Raw genomic sequence first — 25,917 nt, forward strand, 5'->3', positions numbered from 1 at the left:
ACTCTGAGCATAAAATTATCTAGCACGAGGATGACTCATTACATACGCTTCAAATAAAGCATCTGGGCTAATATGCGTGTAAATTTGCGTAGTTGTTACAGAAGCGTGACCAAGAAGCTCTTGAACTGTGCGAACATCTGCACCTCCTGCAATAAGATGCGTGGCAAGAGAATGCCGTAGCGTATGAGGATGCAAGGGGCGTCCAAGTTTTGCGCGGCTACCTGCTTCAACAACCACAAACCATGCTGACTGGCGAGATAAAGCATTGCCACGTTTATTTAAAAAAATAGTGTGCAATTCTTTCTTGCCTTTTGAAGATAATATTGGGCGAGATTTTTCAATATACTTACGAATAGCCCTAATTGCGCAACCACCAATTGGAACTAGACGCTGTTTTGCGCCTTTGCCAGTAAGTTTTACAACGGAGTCGTCTAAATCAATATCTTCAAATTTTACGCCTACTGCTTCTGAAATTCGCGCTCCTGTAGCGTACAAAAATTCTAGTAAAGCTGCGTCTCTAATCGAAATAGCGTCCTCGCTACCAAAATTTCCAGCAGCTTCAATAACACGATTTACTTCGTCAATGCTTAGAACGTCCGGCAAGTAATCTGCCTGTTTTGGCGCTTTTACAAATGCTGAAGAGTCAGAGCTAATATCTCCATGAGCAAGCATAAAACGATGCCATTCGTGAATACTTGCAAGTCTTCTAGCAACAGTGCGAGATCCCAAACCTAATTTATGCAAAGTTCTAATATAGGATTCAATATCTAACTGCGAAATAGCTGTAATATCTTTGATTTTTCGTTCACTGTAAAGCCAAGATGCGTAATCTTGCAAATCTGAAGCGTATGCGGATACAGTTTTTTTAGAAAGACCACGCTCAATATCAATATGCGCAATAAAACGTTGAATATAAGGTTCAAATTCTTTAGGAATATTTCTTGTAATACTGCTTGTGTAACTGCCAGCAACACTGTTTTCAGCATTGTAAGAATCAATATTTTGGCGCATAAAGTTAATTATATCTAATAGCTATTTGTTCATATAGATTTTAGTACGAAAAAAGCCCACCTAAATGGGTGGGCTTAAAATCAAACTCTATTAAAGCAATCAGGCTTCAACTGGAGCGTTTACGTCAGCTGGCAATGCAGCCTTAGCAGCTTCGACAACAGCCTTGAATGCTTCAATATCGGAAACAGCGAGCTCAGCAAGAGCGCGACGATCCAATTCGATGCCTGCCAAGTGCAAGCCCTGAATGAAGCGATTGTAGGTGATGCCTTCAGCGCGAACTGCAGCGTTGATACGCTGAATCCACAACTTGCGGAAATCACCCTTGCGAGCCTTGCGGTCGCGGAAGTTATAAGTAAATGAGTGGAGCAGCTGTTCCTTTGCCTTGCGGTAAAGACGGGAGCGCTGACCGCGGTAGCCAGAAGCCCTCTCAAGAACAACGCGACGCTTCTTGTGAGCGTTTACTGCGCGCTTTACTCGTGCCATAAGTATTCCTCAGCTTTCTTAAAAATTTATGATTGCGTATTCGTTTACAAGCAATTCTTACTTGTTACTTACTTAACGAGCAAGCCCTTAAGCTTCTTGCTCTGCGCAGTAGCCAATACTTTATCTTCGGAAAGAGCACGACGTTTACGAGCCGACTTGTGCTCCAAGTTGTGGCGCATGGCGCTACCATCGTGCATCACCTTACCGGTACCGGTAAGACGAACGCGCTTGGACGCTGCGGAATTAGTTTTCATCTTCGGCATTGCTGCCCTCCTTGTGATGTTGATCGGATTGCATAGCATTTACTGCAGCTGCAGCCTGTGCCTGCACTTCTTGCTTTGCCGCAAGACGTGCAGCCTGGCGAGCTTGACGCTCTGCACGAGATTCAGCGCCTCGACGACGCTGCTCAGACTGTGTATGAATCTTCTTGCCCTTTGGAGCGAGAGTCATAATAATATTGCGACCCTCTTGCTTCGGCGCAAACTCAACGGTGCCACTTTCAGAGACCTCATCCGCAAGTCGGCGTAACAGTTCAACGCCGCCAATTGGACGAGACTGTTCGCGGCCACGCAACATAATAGTGACCTTTACCTTATCTCCACCGTTCAAGAAACGAAGTACATGACCCTTTTTAACGTCAAAATCATGATCATCAATCTTGAGGCGGAAACGAATTTCCTTAACCTCAGCAGTGGTCTGATTACGGCGTGCTTCACGAGCCTTCATCTTTTCGTTGTACTTGTACTTACCGTAGTCAATAAGCTTGGCTACTGGAGGCTTAGCAGTAGGCGCCACCTCGACGAGATCGAGGTTAGCTTCCCTTGCAAGGTTTAACGCGACAGAGGTTGCGATAACTCCCACCTGCTCGCCTTTTGGACCAATAAGGCGCACCTGAGGGACTCGAATCTCCTCGTTAATGCGTGGTTCGTCGCTAATGATGACTCCAATCCTTCTAAATACTGGTAGAATGCAATACACCAAGAAGTCCAGGAGTTTAAGGATTCAACACTTCACATCAATAAAACGCGTAAAACTACACGCGGCAAGTAGCTTAAACAAAGCCAACTCGCATGAGCGAAGTAATGAACCCGAAACCACAGTAGGCTTCCAGGTGGGGACATCCCACTTTCTTGATTACTCAAGCCAAATGTTCAGTATACTACACGCCTTGACAAATAACCATTGCGCAAATTGTTAATGGACTTGCTTACGCAACTTGAACAGGATCAGGCTTTAATCCATCGTGATTAAAGTACACGTCATACCAGGTCAAGAAAGTGTAAACTGTCCAAATCTTACGACGATCGTCAGTACGCTTAGCATAGTTGTTATCAATCATTTGAAGCAAAGCGTCACGGTCGAAGAACTTTGCTGCGTCGTCACTTTCAAAAGTTTTGCGCACAATCTTATAAAAACGCTCTTCGCGCAACCAATCTTTAACTGGCACTGGGAAACCAAGCTTTTCGCGGTCATACCAAGCTTTAGGCAAATGACGTGCAGCCGCCTGACGGAAAGCAAACTTCGTATTTTCATCAGTAATCAAATACTTAGTAGGCACCTGCTCTGCAACATCCATAAGCATGCGGTCAAGCAAAGGCACACGAAGCTCCAAAGAGTGAGCCATTGTCATTTTATCTGCTTTAAGCAAAATATCTCCCGGCATCCACTGATGCATATCGAGATACTGCTTCTTCTTAACTTCCGAAAGACCCTTACCTAAAATTCTGTTGTAAATAGCGCCAACAATATCCATAACATGCGGACCTTTACGGTATTCAGGCTTCAAAAGTTTTACAGCATCTTCTTCGTTGAAAACCTTTGACTGGCCAATAAAATGCTCCTCAGCTGGGGCCAAATTGGCGTACAAATGCCATGCTCCGTGGAAATGTTTTCCTTTTGCCGCCCTACCAATTGCATAACGCAACTTTTTTGGCAACTTTGCAAGCATACGAGTTACAACTTTAATAAGCTTGGAACGCGTGTGAACACCATAATCAATGTATCCTGCAAATAATTCATCTGCTCCCTCACCGCTTAACACAACGCGCAAATCTTGCGAAGCTAACTTAGCTAGGAAGAACAATGGAACGCAAGAGAAGTTAGAATCAGGTTCGTCCAAATACCATTGAATCTGCGGGAAATAACGGAATGCGTCTTCAGCGTCAATAATTTCAGACTTATTATTTAAGCCAATAATTTTCGCCAATTCTCCAGCCTGCTTGGACTCGTTATAACGTCCGCCAGCAAAACCAATTGAATACGTGTGCTCTGGGCGAGCAACAGCAGCAACATAGCTAGAATCTACACCTGAAGAAAGGAAGGAGCCAACTTCAACATCTGCAATCTGATGAGCTTTAACAGAATCGCAAACAGTTTTATCAATCAAATCCACAAGCTCATTCAAATGCTGCTTGCTTTCACGGAAATTAGGATCGTAATACTGTTCGATTTTCATCTCACCATTTTTATAGGTGAAGCAATGGCCTTCAGGAAGCTTAAACACGCCCTTAAAGAAAGTCTCACTAATTGCAGGATACTGGAAAGTCATAAAAGGCTTAAGCGCATTTTCGTTAAGTTCCTTCTTAAAATCCGGGTGACGAAGAAGAGATTTAATTTCGGAACCATACATAAAAGTGCCGTTCATTTGAGCATAATAGAAAGGCTTAATACCAAAATGATCGCGAGCGCCAAACAATTCTTGAGTTTGCTTATTCCAAATAACAAACGCAAACATTCCGCGCAAACGCTTAAGTAAATCCTTACCCCACTGTTCGTAACCGTGCACTAATACTTCTGTATCGCAATCAGTGTGGAAAGTGTGACCAGCTTTAATAAGTTCTTCTCGAAGTGGCTTGTAGTTATAAATTTCACCGTTGAATGTAACTGCAAGATTTCCGTCTTCGTTATACATTGGCTGAGAACCGCCGTGAAGATCAATAATGCTTAAACGACGAAATCCTAATGCTGCATGATCATCAATCATTGTGCCATACTCGTCAGGCCCACGGTGAGCAATTACATCCGTCATATCTTTAACAATTTGTTCTTTGACGTTAATTGGGGTGTCATTAATGAACCCAGCAATTCCGCACATTTATTTCTCCTCGTAAGGTGCACAACACAAGTCATATTATTTTCTGACAAATTATTTTCCCGCTGCTAATGCAGAAAATCTATAATATCTTGGAAAATATAGTCTGATATTCAATGTTACATCAAGCGCTTTATGTTATTGAAAAATATCAAGCAAAAACATAACAAAATACTACTCAATACAGCGTTTGTAAACTATTGTTTGGAAGCCTTAAATAGATACTAATAGCGCGTTATTATGATGATATGGAACCTTTGCAACGCTGCGTAGTACTAGCAGCAGGAGATTATTACGACAATACACGTGAGCATGTGCCTGATCGCGCACTGACTATTGCTGCAGATGGTGGATGGGATCATGCATGCGAATTAGGTTTGCATGTAGATGCTCTTATTGGAGATTTTGATTCCGTGCGCCTTAAGCTTCCTACCGACGCAATTATTACACGTTTGCCATCGGAAAAGGACGATCCAGATTTACTTTCCGCACTAAAAGTTGGATGGTCTAAAGGTGCTAGAGAATTCCATATTTTTGGCGGCTTAGGCGGACGCGTTGACCATACGATTTCCAATATTCAGCTTATGGTTCGCTTAGCTCGGCGCGGTGGAATTGGCTTCTTATATGGCGACGGTCAAATCGTTACTGCTATTCACGATGGTTCACTTGATTTCCCAGCATCAAATGGAAGCGAATCGCGCATAGTTTCAGTGTTTTCACACACTCCTGTTTCAAATGATGTAAACGAAACTGGCTTAAAATATCAGCTTGAGCATGCTGTTATGCATGGCGATGCTGTTCAAGGTTTAAGCAACGAATTATTAAACGACACACCAGCGCATATTGATGTTCATGAAGGAACACTTATTGTAACCTTCCCAATTAACGCTCCTTTGCCGCAAGTTAGCTGGTTCAAGAGGCCTGTTGGAGATTTAGGTAAGATTGACACTTCTATTTCTGAAGCGTTAGCTGTTCCTCTGGAAAGTGAAGCAACTCCAACTGACTCAACTACTGCAGCTGCAGAGTCTATGACTTACAACGATTAGACCTTAAACTCTTTACACATTACTTGTGCTGTTCTGCAACTTTTCGTACAGACCGCACACTAAAATGAACACCGTTAATTCAAATAACGATGACCACAATGCGTGAGTTTTCATCGCGAAAATAGCGCGACTTAAACGTTGCGCACGAGGTCTCACTCAAGGGAGAACCACATGACAGTCAAGATTGGTATTAACGGTTTCGGTCGCATCGGTCGTCTTGCATTCCGTCGTATTTTTGAGCTTCAGGCTCGCGGCGGTCAAGCCGGTGATATCGAAGTCGCAGCCATCAACGATCTGACCACTCCTTCTATGCTCGCCTACTTGCTTAAGTACGACAGCACCCACGGCACATTCCGTCACGATGACGGCACCCCAGTTGAGGTGACTTCTACCGAAGACGCAATCGTCGTAGATGGTAAGACTTATAAGGTATACGCCGAGAAGGACGCCAACAACATTCCATGGGTTAAGAATGATGGCGTTGAATTTGTGCTTGAATGCACCGGTTTCTATACTTCTGCAGAAAAGTCCCAGGCTCACTTGAACGCTGGTGCTAAGAAGGTTCTTATCTCCGCTCCTGCTAAGGATGAAACCACCCCAACAGTCGTATTCGGCGTAAACCATCAGATTTTGAAGGCCTCCGACAACATTGTTTCCGCTGGTTCTTGCACCACCAACTCCATGGCAGCCATGGTTAAGCTTTTGCAAGATAACTGGGGAATTAAGTCCGGCTTCATGACCACAATCCACGCTTACACCGGAACTCAGATGATTCTCGACGGCCCACGCGGCTCCAAGCCACGTAACAACCGTTCTGCAGCTTGCAACACTATTGAGCACTCCACCGGCGCCGCTAAGGCAATCGGCAAGGTTGTGCCAGAAGTTAACGGCAAGCTCCAGGGTCACGCACAGCGTATTCAGGTTCCAGATGGTTCCGTTACCGAGTTGACCACTGTTCTTGAGAAGCCAGCTACTACTGAAGAAATCAACGAAGCCTTCAAGAAGGCTTTTGAGAACTGCGAGTACTTCGGCTACAATGCCGACAGCATCGTGTCTTCCGACATCATCGGCGACACCCACGGTGGCGTTTTTGATCCAACTCAGACCGATGTTAACACTGTTGACGGCGTAACTTTGGCTCGTACCGTTACCTTCTACGATAACGAGTGCGGATTCACCGCTAACATGATTCGCACCCTTCTTTACTTCGCTGAAATCTCCGAGTGATTTTATCCAAGTAAAAATCAGAAATAATCTGATTTTGTAAGGTTTATTAAACCCCTTGTGCTGCTTTCTAAGCTCACAAGGGGTTTATTGTTTAAATTTACATTAAGTCAATAGTTGGTATAGCATATCATGTAACACAAAATTGCTACTAAGTCACGCAACATAAGGGGAAACGCAATGAGTAAAAAACATGCAGAAACCGGCAAAGCAACTCCTGCTATTGCTCAATTAGAAGAAGCCGGAATCAATTTTAGAATTGCTCAATATGAGCATGATGCAGATCATATGGATGACGGCTATGGGGTTGAAGCCGCTGAAAAACTTGGAGTAAGCGCCGCTCAAGTGTGCAAAACACTTATGGTCGATACTGGCGAAAAGCGAGTAGTTGGTATTGTTCCAGTAAATGGAAGACTTAATATGAAAGCAATTGCTGCAGCTGTTCATGCAAAGAAAGCTAGTATGACAAGCCCAGAAGTTGCGCAACGTGAAAGCGGATACGTGGTTGGCGGAATTTCGCCGTTTGGTCAGAAAACACATCATGAAACAGTTCTTGACACTAGCGTAATGCAATTTGATGAGATTCTTGTTTCTGGAGGAAAGCGCGGATTGGATGTGGTGCTTAATCCTCAAGACATCGTAACATTGTTAAATGCAACCGTTGCAGATATTGCAGCATAAGTTTGCTGCAACTGGATTTAGCATAAGCTAGGCGTGAGCTAGTATAACGTCTTGGCAACGTGCGATAATCCCTAAGGTTGTTAATTAATCGTTAAGGAGTACCATTATGGGTATGCGTGGCCGCAAGCGCAAGGCGCGTCGTAAAAAAGCAGCAAATCACGGCAAAAGGCCAAATGCTTAAGCTGTAATTTTTGCTTATAAATACTATAAAGCCCGCTTCTACGCGGGCTTTTTGTTTTGATTATCTGCATAAATCTGCAAGTTCGTGCTTTAACTGAGTTCTAGCACGATTAAGCCTGCTCATAACAGTACCAATTTTTATGCCTTCTTCTTTGGCAATCTGCTTATAAGATTTTCCATTAATAGCAGCCTCAACAAAAACTTTTCTGCGATCAGGAGGAAGAGTTCCTAAAGCTGCAATAATCTCCTTAGGAGCGAATCCTTCAAAATACTCTTGTTCCGCAGAAACAAGTCCACTTGGAGCATGATTAGAAGCTTCGTAAATATCCCAATCGTTATAATCGCCAGTTTTATCGTTCGCTCGCTTAGGCGCACGCTTTTCTTTTGCGTATTGATTAAAATAAAGATTTCGCTCAATCCTGTTAATCCAAGCTGAAAAATTCGTGCCAGGATGAAAAGTTGAGAAAGATTTTAGCGCACGCTCAAAAGTATCTTGTACTAAATCTTGAGCATCCTGCGCATTATTAGTTAATCGCATAGCTTGAGTGTATAAAGAATCAACACAAGGAGTAATAAGCTGCTCAAATTGCTCATATTTACGCTTAACAAGCGCGCACTTATTAGACTTACTCATAACTTAATAATACTTTTTACTTTGCACATAGATTTGCAAATATCTTGACGAATTGCTTTATGAATCGCTTGACGAATCGCTTTGTAGATTGCCCGCGCGCCAAAACCCGCCATTGCGGTAATATTGTGACTATGCCAACAAATATTAAAGAATTGTTAGATGCTTTAAATGCAGCGCCATTCCAAGAGGAAAACACTCCACTTTCAAAATCGTGGCTGCTTGGTTTCGATACTGAAACAACCGGAGCAAATATTGGTAAAGACGCAATAGCTTCCGCAACCTTGGTTTTAAGAAATCCTTCTTTGGGGCACGATGGCGACGCTGTTTCTACATGGCTAATTAACCCTCATCAGCCTATGAATCCTAAAGCAAGCGAAGTAAACGGTTTCACAGATGAATACCTTCAGGAATACGGCGGAGAGCCTGTAGAAGAGCTTGAAGCACTGGCACAAGCAGTAAGCTTGGCTCAAGAGAAAAATATTCCACTGTTGGCTTATAACGCGCCGTTCGATGTTGCTATGCTTCGTCATGATTTGAATCGTTGGCAACTAAAATCTTTAAATCAGCGACCAACTTGCAGCATAAGCACTCTTACAGCAAACGATGTTCTTACGGTAGATCCGCTGGTTATTGATCGCGCTGTTTCTATAAGACCTGGAAAGCGCACCTTAACTCTTACTTCCCAATTCTATGGCGTTGAACCAATTGGCGACTTCCACGATGCAACCGCAGATACTGTTGCGGCTCTTGATTTAGTTGCACCTATTTGCAATGCGTATGAGCAAGTTGCAAACATGACATTAAGTAACCTAATGAGTTGGCAGAGAGAAGCTTATATTCGTTGGAGAGACAGTTTTAACAAGTGGCTTGAATCTCATGGCCGCGAGCCAATTCGTGGAACTTGGCTTTAAAACTTGTTTATAATAAACAATTTATAAACCAAATTGAATTATTGCTTAAAAATATTTACTTATGTTTAGCGAAAAGAAAAATATGACTATGCACAACACGTTGTCACTAACAAGCGCAAGTAAGCTTTTGCAACAATATGGCTTGTTGCGCGAAATGATTCAGCATCACGAGTCACAAGATTTGGCTTCCAATAGCGAACAATCTACAGACTCTACTCATTCCCGTAATGAAATATGGTCTTTAAATCCGTATTATTTTGCCAATGTTGATGCAGACGAGTGTTTTGCTCATGCAACTTACGATACTCGCGATATTAAGCCTGGAACTTTGCTTTTTATTAAGGGCAATTTTAAGCCTGAATATCTTTTAGACGCAGACAGCAAAGGTCTTAGCGCATACGTTGCTGAGCAAAGTTACGCTGAGTACACAAATGCTGTTGGCTTAATTGTTACAGACGTGCGCAAAGCAATGAGCATACTTTCTGCAGCATTCTTTGGAAATCCTCAAGAAAAACTCACAGTTGTTGGAATTACTGGAACTAAAGGTAAAACAACTACCGCATACTTTACTCACGCTATTCTAAACGCGCATTCTGGCTCAAAAGCAGCATTATTCTCATCCGTAGATAACTGCTTAGACGGAGTAAATTACGTTGAATCAGATTTAACAACTCCTGAAAGTTTCGATGCTTTTAAAATGATGCGCGAAGCTGTAGATAACGGCATGAAATACCTTGTTATGGAAGTTTCTTCACAAGCTTATAAGGTAAATCGCGTGTACGGACTTAAGTTTGACGTTGCAGCTTTCTTAAATATTAGTCCGGATCATATTAGTCCTATTGAGCACCCAACTTTTGAAGATTACTTGTATTGCAAGCGTCAAATTATTGCAAATACTAAACGATTGGTATTAAATGCGGATGCTGATCACGCAGATCTTTTGTTGCAAGACGCCGAACGTAACAATGTGCCTGTAACAACTTTTGCAAGAATCCAAAAAGATGAAATAGAAAACAGCACTTGCGAAGTTATAAATAGTGACGATTTAGAAGATAATCACACAGATTATTGCGCATCTGTTAATGACGACGATTATTCAGAGCTACTTACGCCTGACTACATTGCAATTCCTGCAGAAAACAGTGAGTCACATTGCATTTCTATTAGAGATACGGACGAAAATAGCAATGATGAAGACGTACATTACTCTACCGTTGACGACTTTTCGCTCGCAATTGCGGGAGATTTTAATTACGAAAACGCTTTAGCTGCAATCGCAATTGCAGGCGAATTGGAAATTAACCAGGAAACTGATTTAGCAGCACTGAAATCTATTGAAAATATTAAGATTCCTGGACGCATGGAAGTATTCAAAGACTCACAGTCTAGCACAATTGCGGTTGTTGATTACGCGCATAATTATATTTCCACTAAAGCACTTCTTGATTTTGTTGATGAACGTTTCGGTAAAGAAAATCCTAGAATTACGCTAGTAACAGGATCTGCAGGAAATAAAGCTTACGATCGCCGTAAGGAAATCGTCCAAGCTGCTCAAAATCGTATTTACCAGTTTATTTTTACAACTGAAGACACAAATACAGAAGACGAAATGGATATTTGCAAAGATATGCGAGGCTACATAACTAACGAAAACGTTAAGTCGCATATTATTATAGACCGTCCAGATGCAGTTGAGTACAGTGTTGACGACGCTCGCAAAAGCTTTAATCGCGAAGAAAAATTCAACGTTATTCTTTTGATTGGCAAAGGCGATGAGCGTTGGATTAAGCACGAAAACAAGCATGTGCCTTACGAGGGTGATTCAGAAATCATAAAACGTCTTTTTACGCTTTAACATTAAGTATTGCAAAAACGTAAAAGTAAACGCTACGAATACACGTTAAAAATACATGCTACAAATAAACGTACAAATTAACCATAAAGAAGATAGTAATGAATAATCAAAAATTCCAACCAGTGCTGCTCGGCAGCGATATTAACGCTTACGGAATGGCTAGAGCATTCCACGAAGCATACGGTATTACTTCTATAGCTTTTGCATATTTCCAACTTTCTCCTACAAAATTTAGCAAGATTATTGATGTGAGAATCGTCCCAAATTTTGGCGAGCTTACAACATTTCTAAACACAATGCTTTCGTTTGGAAAGTCGTGGAAGGAAGAGAACCCAAATACTAAGCTTCTACTTATTCCTTGCGGAGATGTTTACGCAAATTTGTTAAGCCAGTGCGGAGAAAAATTGCGCGACTATTTTGCTTTCCACACTTTGCCAAACGAATTAAACCGACAGCTAAGCCTTAAAAGCTCGTTCTATAAAACTTGCGAAAAATACAATCTTCCTCATCCAAAAACTAAAGTTGTAAACGCTCAAGAAGTAGCAGCGCACGCTTATGAAGATCTTCCATTCAACTTCCCTATTGCAATGAAGCCTGCAGATAGCGCCAAATGGCTTAAAGTTGATTTTGAGGGGCGTAAGAAGGCCTTTATTATCGACACACCTAAGGAGCTTGATACTCTTATTCAACGCTCCTATAAAGCCGGTTACGATGGCGAAATGATTTTGCAAGACTTTATTCCAGGAGACGATAGCCGTATGCGCGTTCTAAACGCATACGTAGACAGCGAACACCACGTTAGAATGATGTTCTTAGGCCATCCTTTGCTAGAAGACCCAACGCCGGAAGCTGTGGGAAACTATGCTGCTATTATTCCTGACTACAATATGGAAGTTTTCCGCAATATTAAAGCGTTCTTGGAAGATATTCATTACGTTGGCGTAGCTAATTTTGATATGAAATACGATGAGCGCGACGGAGAGTATAAACTTTTTGAAATAAACTTGCGTCAAGGCCGCTCAAGCTACTTTGTGACTTTAAACGGCTTTAATATTGCGAAATATTTTGCGCAAGATTTGATTTTCCATGAGCCTTTTGACGGAAATACTGTGTTTGGTCGTGGAGAAAAATTGTGGATGGAAATTCCACGCTCTATTTTCTTAAATTACGTAGCAGAAGGCGAAGAAAAGAAGCGTGGTACTAGTATGATTCGTCGCGGCGATTGGGGCACTACGCTAGAATATAAGAAGGATATGAACCCACTACGCTGGCTTATGATTCGTCATATGTTTTCAATTTACAAGAAACGCTATGCTGAATTTTTCCGCAATAAGGCGTGAAATACTCCGGCACAATATGGGTTCCGAAAGGAAAATTACACGATGAAACGGCCGTTTTTTGCTGTACTTGGCGGAATGGGTACTCTTGCAACAGAAAGCTATATTCGTTTACTGAATAAAGAAACACATGCGCATAATGATCAAGAGTTTTTGGATTATGTGGTGTTTAACGACGCTTCTGTGCCAGATAGAACGGCTTATATTGTTGGTAATTCCGACGAAAATCCATTCCCTGTTCTTGCGGACGATATTCAAAAAGCAACGCAAATGGGAGCTTCTTTTATTGTATTAACATGCAATACGGCGCATTATTTTTACGATAAGTTCCAAGCGCTTACCAACGTTCCTATTATGCATATGCCTCGAGGCGCTGTGGCTGAAGTTGCTCGACGCTACCCTACTGCTCGTTGCAAGCGCATTGGATTTTTAGGCACTGAAGGATCGCGTAAAGCGGGAGTGTATCAGCGCGCTATTGAAGAAGCGGGATACACGTTTGTAGCTCCAGACGACGACTTGCAGAAACGTATTACTTCGCTTATTTACGATGACGTAAAAGGTACAGGAGACCTTGATTTTCACCGTTACGAATCTGTTTTAAGCGACATGCTAGACCCTGCAGGAGTATGCCGTTGCGATGCGCTTATTTTAGGATGCACAGAGCTTAGCGTGCTAAATGAAGCTTTCCCACTGCCTCAAATACCATTGGTTGACGCTCAAGCAGTGCTTGTAAAAGACACTGTGCAAAAAGCTAAAGCTTTGCGAAATTAGTAAATTAAGCAGTTAAATAAAAGCTTAATTTTCAGGACTCGTCAATATTCGGGTGAATTGCAACGCGCTGATCTTTAGGCTTTTTTAAATCCGGATTCACACGCTCAACAAGCATTGTGCGAGCATCTCCTGCCGTAACAAAGCTGCCGCAAATAAGCACGCCGTGACCGTAGCCCACGCCAAGCTCATCGTCTTCATCAACAAGATTCACAGCCGTTTGAATAGCATCGGGAAGCTCGTCAACGCGAATCACGCGATCCCTGCCAAACACGCCTACAGCAACCTTTTCAAGATCTTCCGGATCCATTACACGGTCCCGCCAAGAATTGCGAGTCACAATAATCTTCGTCAAAATAGGCTCAAGCACACCCAAGTATTCTTCAACCTGTTTATCTGCCATCATTGCAACAACACCAATAAGCTGCTCAAAATGATAGTTTTCTTCAATAGTTTCACGAAGAGACTCAGCAGCATTCACATTATGACCGCCGTCAATAATAATCGTAGGAGAAGTGCGAACCTGCTCAATACGACCCGGAACCTTAACCTGACTTAAAGCCTCAGCAACCAAATCGCCATCTAAAGCTCCATTTACCGGTAGCACAACTTCAGCAGCAGCAAGAGCCGCCAAAGCATTATGCGCTTGATGCTTACCAAACTTATCGATTGGAACATCCTCATAAGTACCAAGAGGCGTGCGCAAAGTAACAAGCTGGCCGCCAACTGCAGGAGTGCGAGACACAACTTCAAGCTCGCCGTCACCATAGGAAGAATCGCGCAATAATTTAGCATTATTACGCTCAGCAACTTCCTTAATAATTGGCAAAACCTTATCTTCATGCGGCTGAGGGCCTAAAATTACAGTGCAATTTGGCTTAATAATGCCAGCTTTTGTGCGCGCAATCTCCTCAACAGTGTTTCCAAGCCACTGCATGTGATCCATATCCACAGGACCAATAATTGCAGCATCCGCATTCATAACATTCGTAGCATCCCATTCGCCACCCATGCCAACTTCCATCACAGCAACGTCAACAGGAGCATCCGCAAAAGCCCAAATCGCCATGGCTGTAAGCACTTCAAAAAAGCTCATTTTTGGCTTACCGTCAGCCTCCATGCGAGCATCAACCATGTCGATAATATCTTTCATTTGATCCCAAACATCAATAAAATCGTCGTCACTGATTTCTTGACCATCAATCATAATGCGCTCGTTTATGCGCTCTAAATGTGGAGAAGTGTAAAGACCAGTGCGCAAACCGTATGCTCGGCACAACGACTCAGCCATGCGAGCAGTAGAGCCCTTGCCATTCGTGCCAGTAATATGAATAACGTGCATAGACTTTTCTGGATGCCCAAGAATATCGAGAATTAAGCGCATTCTGTCTAAATCAAGATTAGTTTTATTATGCTCAGGAGCGCGGCTCATAATATTACGCTCAATATCAACAATTCGCTCATTATTGCGATTTGGATGTTCCATAGACATAACTGCACTCCCCTAATTTTGTGCTCACTTACTCATTTTCCAAATATATAGATTAGTTTATGCCAACAACAGAAACCCAATAAAATATTGTGACAATATTCACATAACAAAACTTTCATTAACACACTTTGTAAATTACATATAAAATCTGAGCTTTTTAAGACAAAAAACTCGCATAAAACAGTAAATAAGACTATGTTAGTTATTGTCTAGTTTAATTCCTAGTTTATTTTTATTTACACACAAAAAGAAGTGTTAAGGAGTCGCATAATGGCAGAAAATACGCCAACAGAGCACGGTGAAGAATTAAAATCTGACGGCACGCAAAAGGCGGAAGACCGCGTTAACAATCGTTCTCTTCGACCAAATAGCGATTCTTTTAAAGATTTTATGACAAGCAGCTGGGATAATCAGGAGCCAGAAGTTAAGCCTCTTGAATCCAGCAAGTACATTCCAGCACGTTTAGAAGCACTTTCTAAGCGCTTCCCAGGAGAACGCTTAGTTATTCCTGCAGGACAGCCAAAAGTGCGCAATAACGATTGCGATTACGCTTTCCGCCCAGACACGACTTTTGCCTACTACACTGGCTTGGGCCAAGATTACGAAGCCGGAGCTGTGCTTGTTATGGAACCGGTTGAAAAAGACAGCGAAGAAGCAAAAGCTGGTAAAAATCATATTCCAGAGCTTTTTGTGGCTCCACGCGCAGATAACAGCACCTCAGCATTCTATAAAGATCCACACTACGGAGAATACTGGGTTGGTCCACGCGCAGGCTTGAAGGAACTTAAAGCCATGACCGGTATTAAAACGCGCGATATTGCTGAACTCGACGATGCTATTTCCAAGAATGTAAGCGACGATGCAAATGGTGAAGGCGTTCGCGTTCGAATCATTCGAGAAACCGACCCGGAGCTTACCGCAAAAGTTGAAACAATGCGCGAAGCAAGCGGATTTACGGACGAAGACGCTAATAGTTCCGCCGACGACAAGCTGCACGAATTTGCTGCAGAAGCACGAATGCTTAAAGACGATTACGAAATTCGAGAAATGCGCAAAGCTGTTGCCGCAACAAAGCTCGGTTTTGACCGCATGCTTACTAGATTGCCTCAAGCGCTTGGAAAAGAACATTCCGAACGCATGGTTGAAGGCGCTTTTAACTCTGTGGCTCGCGAAGAGGGCAACGAAGTTGGATACGACACGATTGTTGCTTCCGGAAAGCACGCGCCAATTTTGCACTGGATGCGAAACACAGGCGTAGTTTCTAACGGAGAACTGCTTCTTATTGATGCAGGTGTTGAAGTAAACAGCCTCTACACCGCTGACATTACGCGCACTTTCCCAACAAACGGCAAATTTACTGACTTGCAAAAGAAGCTTTACCAGTGCGTTCTTGACGCTCAGCAAGCCGGTTTTGAAGCAGCAAAGCCGGGCGCAACCTACTCTGACATTCACCACGCTTGCATGCGAGTATTAGCAGAGCACTTGCACGAATGGGGAATTTTGAAGGTAAGCGTTGAAGAGTCACTATCTCCAGAAGGACAGCAGCATCGACGCTGGCATGCGTGCGGAGTTGCTCACCATCTTGGCTTAGACGTACACGACTGCGCTCAAGCACGCTACGAGTCTTATCAAGGCGCAAAAATTACTCCAGGAATGATTTTTACGATTGAACCAGGATTGTATTTTGCAGCTAACGATTTAATGCTACCGGAAGAAATGCGCGGTATTGGCATTCGCATTGAAGACGATGTGTTAATGACAGAAAACGGTCCAGAATGGCTTTCTATTGACATTCCAAAGCAGATTGACGATGTAGAAGCCTGGATGGCTGAGCAAGCTCGCAAAAGTGATATTTTTCAGCATTAATCAATAAATTAAAATAATAGAAAAATATAATAAAACGAAATAATAATAAATATAGTACGCCAGCATAAGTTAAGTTAAACGTACGCAATATAGCACTTATGGTGCGCTCTATAGAAACGTAACATGCATTGCGCATGTTACTTATCGCAAGGGCACACCATAATTGTTTATGTAGCATTTTTACAAGCAAAATTTGCATCAAAATGCTTTTGAAGAAGCGAGAAGATATTTAGTAAAAGTATAGCTCTACAAACTTGCTGCACTGACGCGCGCGAAAGGAATATTATGACTAAGCCAATTGTTCTTTCACTCGGCGAACTTTTATGGGATTTACTTCCACACGGAAAACGTGTTGGCGGAGCGCCAGCAAATTTTGCATATCATGCACAGTGCCACGGAGCGCAAAGTTGCATGATTAGTGCTGTTGGTCAAGACCAACTCGGCGACGAGCTGATTGACAAAGTGAACAAAGCTGGAATCACTTCAATTATTCAACGCAACGCGTGGCCAACAAGCACTGTGGAAGTAACGCTAAAAAAGGGAATACCAGAGTACACTATTCTGCGAAATATAGCATGGGATCATATTCTTTACACTAGAGAACTCATTGATTTAGTAGAACGAGCAGATGCGGTATGCTTTGGTACTCTAAGCTTACGTTCTCAAGAAACTCACGACACAATTTTACAATTGTTAAAGCATACTAAGCCTGGAGCAATGAAGTTCTTCGACATAAACATTCGAAGCGACCACTATTCTAAGGATCTTATTGATACGCTTCTTCAGCAAGCCACCGTTTTTAAGCTTAACGATTCTGAACTGTTCCTACTTAGAGACATGTTCAATATTCGCGACACTTCAGACGAGGAAGCTTGCAAGTGGTTCCAAGCTCGTTACGCACTAGATTATGTGATTCTTACAGGCGGCTCTACTTTTAGTACGATTACTACTAACACCGGAGAAAGCTCTACTATTCCAACGCCACACGTTGATGTTCTTGACACAGTTGGTGCTGGAGACTCGTTCTCAGGAACATTCGCAGCACATATTCTTAAAGGCGAAAGTCTTGAAGAAGCGCATCGAGCAGCCGTTAATACCGCTGCATTCGTATGCACTCAGGAAGGCGCGTGGCCAAAGTATCCTAAGCAAATACCGGATTATTTGGCACAAGTCGGAAAATAAAAATAAAATAAAAATAAAATAAAAATAAAATAAAAATAAAATAAAAAATAAAATAAAAAATAAAATTTAACTCATAAAATCAATAACGCCACTTCATAAACTTAATGAAGTGGCGTTATTTAGTTCGTGGGGCCTCAGGGGCTTGAACCCTGGACCGACGGATTATGAGTCCGTTGCTCTAACCGACTGAGCTAAAGCCCCACGCTAACAAAGTTAGCAACGACTAGATTAGCACATACCCATAAACGTCGCCAACTTAAGTGAGTCGAACTAGACTAACAGACTCTATTACGCTCACACGCGCTCAGTTCGTCCGGAAGCAAAATTATCAAGAGCACCGGTTGCGCGCAAAGCCAAGTAAACAAACCACACAAGCACGCCGGAAAGCAGCAATCCGCTTATAAGCTCTGTAATCATATGAATCGTAATATAAGTAGGAGATTTAGCCTGATACTTAGTAAAGCTTAAGAACACACCATACTCAAAAGCCACAAGCAAACCAGAAAGAGCACTCAAAGTCAAATTAAACTTTCGATACTTAGCAATCAAGAATGGAATTTCCGCAAAAACACCCTGCAGCAAAGCAGAAATAACAGTATCCCTAATATTAAAAGGAGAACCAAGCAAAACCTGCACAAAAGCTGCAACAACATTCACATACACTGCAGAACCAGGCTTACGAATTAAAAGAAGCGCAAGAGTGCCAGACAAATACCACACGCCGTGCGTAATACTTGCGAAACCAGGAAGAACCGCTGCATTAAGAGTACGAATTATTGGAATAAACACCAAGCCGTATCCGCACAAAATAACGCCAAAAACAGCAGATAAAGCAGCTCCCAAAGCAATATCTGCCACACGCCAACGCAAATTAGCAACAATTGAAGGCTCCGGATTAGCTTTAGCATTCGCACTATCCGTTACAGGAGTTGCAGAAGTTGCAGAATCTACAGAAGTAGATGATTTCGCTTCATCACTATCAATACTATTATCAACATTCGTGTTAAAAATATTGCTCATAAGAAATCCTTTATCTTAAAAATGCTGCGCATTGTAAATACTTAACTGAGCACTTCCTGACCTACGCAACCCGGGCAGAAGCACCAACGAGTAAGTCTATCACCTTAAACAAAAGAAACACATGCTATAACAAATTTGCGTTATCAAAGTAAGTTATAACGCAATATAAAACCGCAGAAATCTAGGATTATAAGCCAAAACTTTAGCAAGATGCAATCAAAAACAAAAAACACCGCTGAGATTTCAGCGGTGCCATAATTTGTACCCCCTAAGAGAGTCGAACTCTTGTTGTCAGATTGAAAGTCTGGTGTCCTAACCGTTAGACGAAGGGGGCTTCGAACCAAACCATATGATACTAACACTCAGAAAAGAGTCGCGCAACTTACGGCGTGTTGAGATTAAGTACGGCTTAATTGCGTGTGTGTTTACGGTGGTTATGAGATGTGGCTGTGAGTGGTGGGTGTGAGTGGTGGGTGTTGCTTGTCTCGCAGCGCTACGCTCGTGTTTGCTGTTGCGCGAGTTTGTGGGGATTTCTCTCCTCGCACGTCCCGTCCTTCGGGCGCTCTGGCTGTTAAAGGCGCTTAGTGTGTTCGCCTATCTTTAAAGAATGTAGCTTCTCAGTCCTCTTTTAGTGCTCGTAAAGAAATCCCCCAAACTCTGCATGCTAATTCGTTAATAACCGTGCTCATCGCAGAGATTTTTCGATTTTTCTTCTTCGCTCGACGAATCAGCAGCCTTCGGCTCTGACGTTCGCCTCGTTCAGTGCGAAAAATCTCAAATCTCACCACACGAATATTCCTGCAACTAAAGTAACGCAATTAAGCTGCGGGTGGGTGCGTAGATAGGAGTGCTTGGTGTGGCGTGTGCAGCAGCGATAATACTAGTGTTCGCTAATCAACAGAGATCAGCGTCAGCAGAGCACTGGTGCAAAGCCTCACAAGCATCGTTCACAAAGCACTAATGCGCGGTAGGTGAAGTCATGAATCGTGCGACCAGCATCCAAACCTTTACGCTCAAAATTAGTAAGAACTCGACCAGCAAAGCGCTCAGATTCGTTAAAATCTGCGTGTGGAAGAGCTGCTGCAGTATCGGCAGTACCTTTTCCAACATGCTCAATTGGAAGGCTTACGCTTAATTCGCCAATGTTCGCGAAATCTTCGCGAGAATCCATAACCTCATGCACGTGCAAAGCATAGTCCTCAATATCTGTAGCAATGCGCCAAACGCCCTCTTTACGCAACGCCTGGTGGATTGTAGAGGCAAGCTCTGGTTGCACAATACGACGCTTATGGTGACGCATCTTAGGCCATGGATCCGGGAAGAAAGTCCAAACTTCTTCTAAAACTCCGCGGTCACAAGCTGCGAAGAAATCAGGAGCGTTAATTTGCGCAATACGAAGATTAGTTAAACCTTGTTTTCCAGCTAAAAGCATTGTGTGAGCAACGCCTGGATCATAAACTTCAAGCGCCAAAAAGTTAGTTTCCGGCAAACGTTCTGCTGCAGCAACAACGTTTTCGCCCTGACCGGAACCGATTTCAACAATAAGCGGATTATTATTGCCCCACTTATCTTTAATCCAATCATGCGTAATGTGCAAATTTTCGCGCAATCTAAAAGAGCCAGGAGCTTCAGTAACATCTAATAAGTACTGACTTGCATAACGCTCCTGAGCGTGCTGTAAACGCGCATCTAAGCGTCCAGAACGACGCACAAACGACAATACAGTGCGTTGCTTGGCTTGCATAGTGTTTTCGTTTTCATTTTCACTGCTCATTAGATTACTTTCGTTATTCGGCTATACGCTTTTAGTTAAATTCACATGACTTTAGTCATGCTCTAACTCTTGTTTTATGCTACCAAAAAGTATAAAAAAGCAGCGAAAGTGTTAAACAAACGCTGCTTAATTAAGATTTTTATTTCGTAATACGCTTTAAGAGAACAAGTCTCGAGCAGTATTTCCGTTTGGAGCATCCTCTACTTTAATATTCACTTGTGCAGGACTGAGCAAGAACACGCGAGGAGTTACACGCTCAATAGAACCACGCACGCCGAATACTACGCCAGCAGAGAAATCAACAATGCGATACGCCACAGACTCAGTTACGCCAGTTAAATTAAGCACTACTGGAACGCCATCTCTTAAAGCGCGACCAACCATTTGCGCATCGTCATAAGACTTTGGATGAATGGTAGTAATACGGCTCATGCGATTAAGACTTGCGCGAGCAGAAGTGCCACTAGAGCGAGAATCGTCTCCGTGCTGCGATGCAACAGGTGTTACCGATCGATCGTTGTCAAAGGAAGTTTCTGGAACATCAGCTTCAACATAATCATCATCTTCTTGAACATCTGCCATACCAACGTACGACATTACGTTCTTCATAAAGCTAGCCATGAAGCCACCCTCCTCTCGTTACACCTAACGCAAAAAATCAGGAATATCTAGTTCATCCGGTTCAGAAGACTGCGGCTGAGCAGGTTCTGGATTAGATACATACTGCTGATTTGCTGCAGTATCAAACATAGAAGGCACAGAAGCAGGCTGCTCTGCTTGTGTAGCAGCAGATTCTTCCCTCATAGCAGAAGTAGACTTTGCTGGAGCAACAGACTTTACATCTGCCTGCATATCAACAAACTGGCCGGCTGTTGCTGAAGATTCTTCCGACTTAGAGTGAGCGTCGAAACCTGCAGCAATAACAGTCACACGCACTTCGTCACCGTAGGAGTCATCCAAGGAAAGACCCCAAATAATTTGTGCTTCTGGATGAATAGCCTTACGAACAAGCTCAGTTGCAGCAGACGCTTCTTGAAGCTTCAAATCGCTTGGACCTGCGATGTTAATCAAAGCACCGTGAGCACCTTCAATGCTTTCCTCAAGAAGAGGCGAGCTGATAGCGATTTCGGCAGCCTGAGTTGCACGATCTTCGCCCTTTGCAGAACCGATGCCAAAGAGTGCTGTACCTGCGCCGCGCAAAATAGCGGTAACATCGGAAAAGTCCACATGAATGTACGAATTTGTGGTAATCAAATCCGTAATACCCTGAACGCCAGCAAGCAATGCGGTATCTGCCGTCTTAAATGCTTCAATAATACCGATTGTGCGATCCGAAATTTCCAAAAGACGATCGTTTGGAATTACGATTAACGCATCAACTTCTTTGCGAAGATTTTCGATACCAAGTTTTGCAGATGCAGCACGCTGAGGGCCTTCAAAACCGAATGGACGCGTAACAACTGCAATAGTCAAAGCACCCTGCTGATGCGCAGCACGAGCAACTATTGGGCTAGCACCAGTGCCTGTACCGCCGCCTTCGCCGCAGGTAACGAACACCATATCAGCGCCCTTAAGTGCTTCTTCAATATCTGATTGATGATCCTGTGCAGCTTTTGCACCCTTCTCAGGATCAGCACCAGCACCAAGACCTCGGCTTGAAGCGTCCGATAATGAAATCTTTACATCAGCATCAGAACGCAGTAAATCTTTAGCGTCAGTATTAATGGCTACAAATTCTACATTCTGTAGACCCTCGCTGATCATCCGATTGACGGCGTTACCGCCGGCACCACCGACGCCGACTACCTTGATGATGGTTTTGTCGTTGAAATTGTCAGTCTGGGCAATCTCGCTCACCGTTTTCTCCTGTCACTCACGCACGTTTACACAATATTTTAGCGCAAAACGCTCGATACTGACGACGTTTTAACAATAAACTGAAAAAATGTCACTGATTTGATAATACACCGGGCTATATGCAAATATACATAGCCGGTAATTTTCTTTGAATAATCACAAGATAATCGCAAAATAATCAGCATATAAAAATGGCCAAAAGCCTAGAAAACTCTAGTAACTAGCATCCATTGGGTCGTCGCCAAACAAGGCTTCGCGTTCCTCGTGACTTGTAGTACGAGAATCCAACCAGCCGTATGGCAAATGAACTTTTTTAGCAAAACGCACACGCCCACGCGGCGTGTCTAACACTTGTTCCGGCAGACGAAGAGAGCCATCGAGCATGTTGAGATTGCGCTTAACATCCTCAATAGACTCGCATTCCATAAAGTTTTTGCGAGTTCCTCCCCCAACCGGAAAACCCTTTAAATACCAAGCGATATGCTTACGCAAGTCGTGAACAGCCATACGCTCGTCGCCATCATAAAACTCAACCAAAAGATTTAAGTGGCGCAAAATAACTGAGCCAACTTCCGCCAAAGTTGGATTAACGCGTTCACTACTGCCCGCACAAGCGTTACGAATATCTGCAAAAATCCAAGGCCTACCCTGGCATCCGCGACCGATAGCAACGCCAGCACAACCAGTTTCTTTAAACATTGCGAGCGCATCTTGCGCACCCCAAATATCGCCATTGCCAAAAACGGGAATATCAAGCGCCTCAACAAGCTCCCCAATACGCTGCCAGTCTGAATGACCGCCATAATATTCTGAAGTTGTGCGAGCATGCAAAGTTACAGCAGCGCATCCTTCTTCTTGCGCAATATGTCCAGCTTGCATAAAAGTTTCATGACTCTCGTCAATACCAACACGGAATTTTGCCGTAACAGGTATTCCTGCAGGTTCGCAAACAGAAACAACGCGGTGCAAAATTTCTTGCAACAAATCAGTTTTCCAAGGAAGAGCAGAACCGCCGCCGCGTCTTGTAACTTTAGGAACTGGGCAGCCGAAGTTTAAGTCAACATGGTCAGCCATGTTTTCGTCAACAACAATTCGAGCAGCCTGCTCTACAATAGAAGGATTAACACCATAAAGTTGCAGCGAGCGCACTTTTTCGCTAGGCGCAAAACGGCAAAGTCTAAGAGCTTTTGGATTTCGTGCAACTAATGCTCTAGCCGTAATCATTTCTGCCACGTAAAGCCCGTCCGGACCAAATTCACGGCAGATTACGCGAAATGGCCAGTTGGTAATTCCAGCCATTGGAGACAAAACAACAGGAGTAGCAATATGAACTTTCCCTAAATCCACTGGTTTTATAGAAAAATTCATATTGCTTTAACTCCATTCACTTTAATAATATTTTGCTTTAATGCTTAAGCTACACTTAAACGATACTTAAGCGCGATTTAGTACAAGCCGCCAGCAGTTGCGATTTTAACAGGCTTAGATTCGTCCTCGCCTGCTTCTTTAGCAACATCCGTAGCGCCGTCAGCCGAACGAGTGCCAACGATTTCAACAGGTCCTTGCGGATACTTAACGCGCTTCTCGTTAATGCGGCTAGCAACGTAATCTGCAACCTTGTCCAAAGAAACGCGCTCTTGCTGCATAGTGTCGCGCTCGCGGATAGTAACAGCATGATCTTCCAAAGTATCGAAGTCAACTGTTACGCACAAAGGAGTACCGATTTCGTCCTCACGACGATAGCGGCGGCCAATAGCGCCTGCTTCGTCATAATCAATAACCCAATCGTGCTGACGAAGATCCGCAGCCAAATCTTGAGCAACAGACTGCAATTCTGGCTTCTTGCTCAAAGGCAAAACTGCAGCCTTAACAGGAGCCAAACGAGGGTCAAGTCTAAGAACGGTACGCTTGTCAACGCCGCCCTTAGTGTTTGGAGCTTCATCAACGTCGTAAGCATCAACCAAGAATGCCATAAGCGAGCGCGTAAGACCAGCCGCAGGCTCAATAACGTAAGGCACATACTTTTCGCCAGTAGCCTGGTTAAAGTAGCTCAAATCCTCGCCGGAATGCTTAGCATGAGCAGACAAATCGTAGTCAGTACGGTTTGCAATACCCTCAAGCTCTCCCCAGTCAGAACCTTGGAAGCCGAATTTGTACTCAATATCGACAGTGCGCTTGGAATAGTGGCTGAGCTTCTCCTTAGGATGCTCGTACATGCGCAAGTTTTCTGGCTTCACACCCAAATCCACATACCAGCGAACGCGAGTATCAATCCAATACTGATGCCAGGCTTCGTCGGTTCCAGGCTCAACGAAGAACTCCATTTCCATCTGCTCGAACTCGCGAGTGCGGAAAATAAAGTTTCCAGGCGTAATTTCATTACGGAAAGACTTACCAATATTCGCAATGCCAAAAGGAGGCTTTTGACGAGTAGAAGTCATAACGTTCTTAAAATCAACGAAAATACCCTGAGCTGTTTCCGGACGCAAATAATGCAAGCTGTTTTCGTCTTCAACAGGTCCTAAATGAGTGCGAAGCATCATGTTGAAGTCGCGTGGCTCAGTCCAGTTTCCGCGAGTGCCGCAATCTGGGCAAGCAATGTCTTTTAAGCCATTTTCTGGCATTTTATCGCCATGCTTTTCGGCATAAGACTCTTCCAACTTATCTGCACGATGGCGCTTATGGCAGTTCAAGCACTCAATTAAAGGATCGTTAAACACGGAAACGTGACCGGAAGCAACCCACACTTGAGAAGGCAAAATAACGGAAGTATCCACGCCAACAACATCGCCGCGCGTGGTTACCATGTAGCGCCACCATTCGCGCTTGATATTATCCTTTAACGCAACGCCCAACGGACCATAATCCCACGCGGAGCGCGTGCCACCGTAAATTTCGCCAGCTGGGAACACAAAACCTCGACGCTTAGCCAAGGACACGACTTCATCAAGCTTTGAAACAGCCACAATACACCTTTTCGTAAAACTAGAAAATTCGGGTGAAAACGTTGCCATTATAGAAAAACCCTGTGACGCTTGTAGAATTATCAAAATAACATAAATATTACAATTTGTTTAATGTGGCGCGAGTTTAAAGGAATTACTATGAGCGAAAATAATAGCGAGAATACAAAAGACAATGCGAGCGAGCACAAAACTAACACGGTTGCAGCGTTGTGCATTGCTCCAAGCGGAGTTGGTGATGAGTTAAGCGAGTATGTGGCTGATGCTGTGAAAGTTATTCGCGATTCTGGATTAAAGAACGAAACTAACGCAATGTTCACAAACATTGAGGGCGAATTTGACGACGTTATGCGCGTTGTAAAAGACGCTACGATGGCACTGGTTAGCAAAGGATACCGCACTGGGGTAATCTTAAAGTTGGATATTCGCCCTGGCTTTAGCGACCAAATAGACGCAAAAGCTGCTCTTGTAGACAAAATTCTCGACGAACGCAAAAACAAAGAAGAATAAAACTGAAATCAAATAATCTCAAATAATCTCAA

Annotated in this window: 24 protein-coding genes and 2 tRNA genes; 11 read left to right on the forward strand and 15 right to left on the reverse strand. The window is 43.3% G+C overall.

Annotated features, from left to right (window positions below; genetic code table 11):
- Positions 1 to 15 precede the first annotated feature (15 nt).
- The 5 genes from ACLD6A_RS03645 to asnB form a co-directional block, all read right to left on the reverse strand.
- Entirely contained in the window at positions 16 to 1,011 is a 996-nt protein-coding gene (locus tag ACLD6A_RS03645) for a site-specific tyrosine recombinase (RefSeq protein WP_019260842.1), read from the reverse strand.
- Positions 1,012 to 1,110: 99 nt separating this feature from the next.
- On the reverse strand, positions 1,111 to 1,494 hold the full coding sequence (gene rplT, locus ACLD6A_RS03650) for a 50S ribosomal protein L20 (RefSeq protein ID WP_004105106.1): 384 nt from the start codon (positions 1,492 to 1,494) through the stop codon (positions 1,111 to 1,113).
- 68 nt (positions 1,495 to 1,562) lie between these two features.
- A complete protein-coding gene (gene rpmI, locus ACLD6A_RS03655; RefSeq protein ID WP_004128670.1) occupies positions 1,563 to 1,757 on the reverse strand; it encodes a 50S ribosomal protein L35 in 195 nt (64 codons plus the stop codon).
- A complete protein-coding gene (infC, locus tag ACLD6A_RS03660; protein ID WP_019260841.1) occupies positions 1,738 to 2,475 on the reverse strand; it encodes a translation initiation factor IF-3 in 738 nt (245 codons plus the stop codon). Before infC ends, rpmI begins: the two co-directional genes overlap by 20 nt.
- Before the next feature lie 226 nt (positions 2,476 to 2,701).
- Positions 2,702 to 4,588, reverse strand: coding sequence for an asparagine synthase (glutamine-hydrolyzing) (gene asnB, locus ACLD6A_RS03665; RefSeq protein WP_004134583.1), 1,887 nt, complete (start codon positions 4,586 to 4,588; stop codon positions 2,702 to 2,704).
- 245 nt (positions 4,589 to 4,833) lie between these two features.
- On the opposite strand from asnB, the gene ACLD6A_RS03670 reads away from it, so the two are divergent.
- The 4 genes from ACLD6A_RS03670 (at position 4,834) to ACLD6A_RS03685 (ending at position 7,717) form a co-directional block, all read left to right on the forward strand.
- Positions 4,834 to 5,631 carry a thiamine diphosphokinase gene (locus ACLD6A_RS03670; protein ID WP_004134582.1) on the forward strand — a complete coding sequence of 266 codons (798 nt, stop codon included), beginning with the start codon at positions 4,834 to 4,836 and terminating at the stop codon, positions 5,629 to 5,631.
- A 171-nt stretch (positions 5,632 to 5,802) separates the two neighbouring features.
- Positions 5,803 to 6,858: a type I glyceraldehyde-3-phosphate dehydrogenase gene (gap, locus tag ACLD6A_RS03675; protein WP_004134581.1), complete on the forward strand. Its 1,056-nt coding sequence runs from the start codon at positions 5,803 to 5,805 to the stop codon at positions 6,856 to 6,858.
- A 177-nt stretch (positions 6,859 to 7,035) separates the two neighbouring features.
- Entirely contained in the window at positions 7,036 to 7,536 is a 501-nt protein-coding gene (ybaK, locus tag ACLD6A_RS03680; RefSeq protein WP_004134580.1) for a Cys-tRNA(Pro) deacylase, read from the forward strand.
- 106 nt (positions 7,537 to 7,642) lie between these two features.
- Positions 7,643 to 7,717, forward strand: a complete 75-nt coding sequence (locus tag ACLD6A_RS03685) for a 50S ribosomal protein bL37 (RefSeq protein WP_369803150.1) — start codon at positions 7,643 to 7,645, stop codon at positions 7,715 to 7,717.
- A gap of 60 nt (positions 7,718 to 7,777) precedes the next feature.
- Here ACLD6A_RS03685 and ACLD6A_RS03690 read toward each other — a convergent pair whose 3' ends face one another.
- Positions 7,778 to 8,350: a sigma-70 family RNA polymerase sigma factor gene (locus ACLD6A_RS03690; protein WP_004136293.1), complete on the reverse strand. Its 573-nt coding sequence runs from the start codon at positions 8,348 to 8,350 to the stop codon at positions 7,778 to 7,780.
- 131 nt (positions 8,351 to 8,481) lie between these two features.
- Here ACLD6A_RS03690 and ACLD6A_RS03695 point away from each other — a divergent pair, with 131 nt between their 5' ends.
- From ACLD6A_RS03695 to ACLD6A_RS03710, 4 genes are all read left to right on the forward strand, one after another.
- Positions 8,482 to 9,261 (forward strand): exonuclease domain-containing protein, encoded by a 780-nt coding sequence (locus ACLD6A_RS03695; protein ID WP_410313631.1) that lies wholly within the window; start codon positions 8,482 to 8,484, stop codon positions 9,259 to 9,261.
- 82 nt (positions 9,262 to 9,343) lie between these two features.
- Positions 9,344 to 11,116, forward strand: coding sequence for a UDP-N-acetylmuramoyl-L-alanyl-D-glutamate--2,6-diaminopimelate ligase (locus ACLD6A_RS03700; RefSeq protein WP_410313790.1), 1,773 nt, complete (start codon positions 9,344 to 9,346; stop codon positions 11,114 to 11,116).
- A gap of 98 nt (positions 11,117 to 11,214) precedes the next feature.
- Positions 11,215 to 12,456, forward strand: coding sequence for a carboxylate--amine ligase (locus tag ACLD6A_RS03705; protein ID WP_410313632.1), 1,242 nt, complete (start codon positions 11,215 to 11,217; stop codon positions 12,454 to 12,456).
- A gap of 42 nt (positions 12,457 to 12,498) precedes the next feature.
- Positions 12,499 to 13,224, forward strand: coding sequence for an aspartate/glutamate racemase family protein (locus tag ACLD6A_RS03710; RefSeq protein WP_410313633.1), 726 nt, complete (start codon positions 12,499 to 12,501; stop codon positions 13,222 to 13,224).
- A gap of 31 nt (positions 13,225 to 13,255) precedes the next feature.
- On the opposite strand, the gene ACLD6A_RS03715 is transcribed toward ACLD6A_RS03710, so the two are convergent.
- Positions 13,256 to 14,713, reverse strand: a complete 1,458-nt coding sequence (locus tag ACLD6A_RS03715) for a bifunctional folylpolyglutamate synthase/dihydrofolate synthase (protein WP_410313634.1) — start codon at positions 14,711 to 14,713, stop codon at positions 13,256 to 13,258.
- Positions 14,714 to 14,983: 270 nt separating this feature from the next.
- Between ACLD6A_RS03715 and ACLD6A_RS03720 the strand changes: the two genes are divergently transcribed.
- Positions 14,984 to 16,579, forward strand: coding sequence for an aminopeptidase P family protein (locus ACLD6A_RS03720; protein WP_410313635.1), 1,596 nt, complete (start codon positions 14,984 to 14,986; stop codon positions 16,577 to 16,579).
- Positions 16,580 to 16,864: 285 nt separating this feature from the next.
- On the forward strand, positions 16,865 to 17,761 hold the full coding sequence (locus ACLD6A_RS03725; RefSeq protein WP_410313636.1) for a carbohydrate kinase family protein: 897 nt from the start codon (positions 16,865 to 16,867) through the stop codon (positions 17,759 to 17,761).
- Between the two features lie 127 nt (positions 17,762 to 17,888).
- On the opposite strand, the gene ACLD6A_RS03730 is transcribed toward ACLD6A_RS03725, so the two are convergent.
- From ACLD6A_RS03730 to ACLD6A_RS03765, 8 genes are all read right to left on the reverse strand, one after another.
- Positions 17,889 to 17,962 (reverse strand) — tRNA-Ile (locus ACLD6A_RS03730).
- A gap of 93 nt (positions 17,963 to 18,055) precedes the next feature.
- The gene (locus tag ACLD6A_RS03735) at positions 18,056 to 18,781 is read right to left on the reverse strand and encodes an ECF transporter S component (protein ID WP_410313637.1); all 726 of its coding nucleotides are present in this window, start codon (positions 18,779 to 18,781) and stop codon (positions 18,056 to 18,058) included.
- A 262-nt stretch (positions 18,782 to 19,043) separates the two neighbouring features.
- Positions 19,044 to 19,115: transfer RNA gene (locus tag ACLD6A_RS03740), tRNA-Glu, on the reverse strand.
- 600 nt (positions 19,116 to 19,715) lie between these two features.
- Positions 19,716 to 20,555 (reverse strand): tRNA (guanosine(46)-N7)-methyltransferase TrmB, encoded by an 840-nt coding sequence (gene trmB / locus ACLD6A_RS03745; protein ID WP_410313638.1) that lies wholly within the window; start codon positions 20,553 to 20,555, stop codon positions 19,716 to 19,718.
- Between the two features lie 156 nt (positions 20,556 to 20,711).
- On the reverse strand, positions 20,712 to 21,176 hold the full coding sequence (locus tag ACLD6A_RS03750; protein ID WP_004134563.1) for a cell division protein SepF: 465 nt from the start codon (positions 21,174 to 21,176) through the stop codon (positions 20,712 to 20,714).
- A gap of 24 nt (positions 21,177 to 21,200) precedes the next feature.
- Positions 21,201 to 22,412 carry a cell division protein FtsZ gene (gene ftsZ / locus ACLD6A_RS03755; RefSeq protein ID WP_019260830.1) on the reverse strand — a complete coding sequence of 404 codons (1,212 nt, stop codon included), beginning with the start codon at positions 22,410 to 22,412 and terminating at the stop codon, positions 21,201 to 21,203.
- A 213-nt stretch (positions 22,413 to 22,625) separates the two neighbouring features.
- On the reverse strand, positions 22,626 to 23,780 hold the full coding sequence (dusB, locus tag ACLD6A_RS03760) for a tRNA dihydrouridine synthase DusB (protein ID WP_375169008.1): 1,155 nt from the start codon (positions 23,778 to 23,780) through the stop codon (positions 22,626 to 22,628).
- A 77-nt stretch (positions 23,781 to 23,857) separates the two neighbouring features.
- Positions 23,858 to 25,378 carry a glycine--tRNA ligase gene (locus tag ACLD6A_RS03765; protein ID WP_004136274.1) on the reverse strand — a complete coding sequence of 507 codons (1,521 nt, stop codon included), beginning with the start codon at positions 25,376 to 25,378 and terminating at the stop codon, positions 23,858 to 23,860.
- A 138-nt stretch (positions 25,379 to 25,516) separates the two neighbouring features.
- On the opposite strand from ACLD6A_RS03765, the gene ACLD6A_RS03770 reads away from it, so the two are divergent.
- Positions 25,517 to 25,885, forward strand: coding sequence for an MTH1187 family thiamine-binding protein (locus tag ACLD6A_RS03770; RefSeq protein ID WP_410313639.1), 369 nt, complete (start codon positions 25,517 to 25,519; stop codon positions 25,883 to 25,885).
- The last annotated feature ends 32 nt before the right edge of the window (positions 25,886 to 25,917 follow it).

Origin of the sequence: Gardnerella sp. Marseille-Q9691, from assembly GCF_046507715.1 — a bacterium.
GTDB lineage: Bacteria > Actinomycetota > Actinomycetes > Actinomycetales > Bifidobacteriaceae > Bifidobacterium > Bifidobacterium greenwoodii.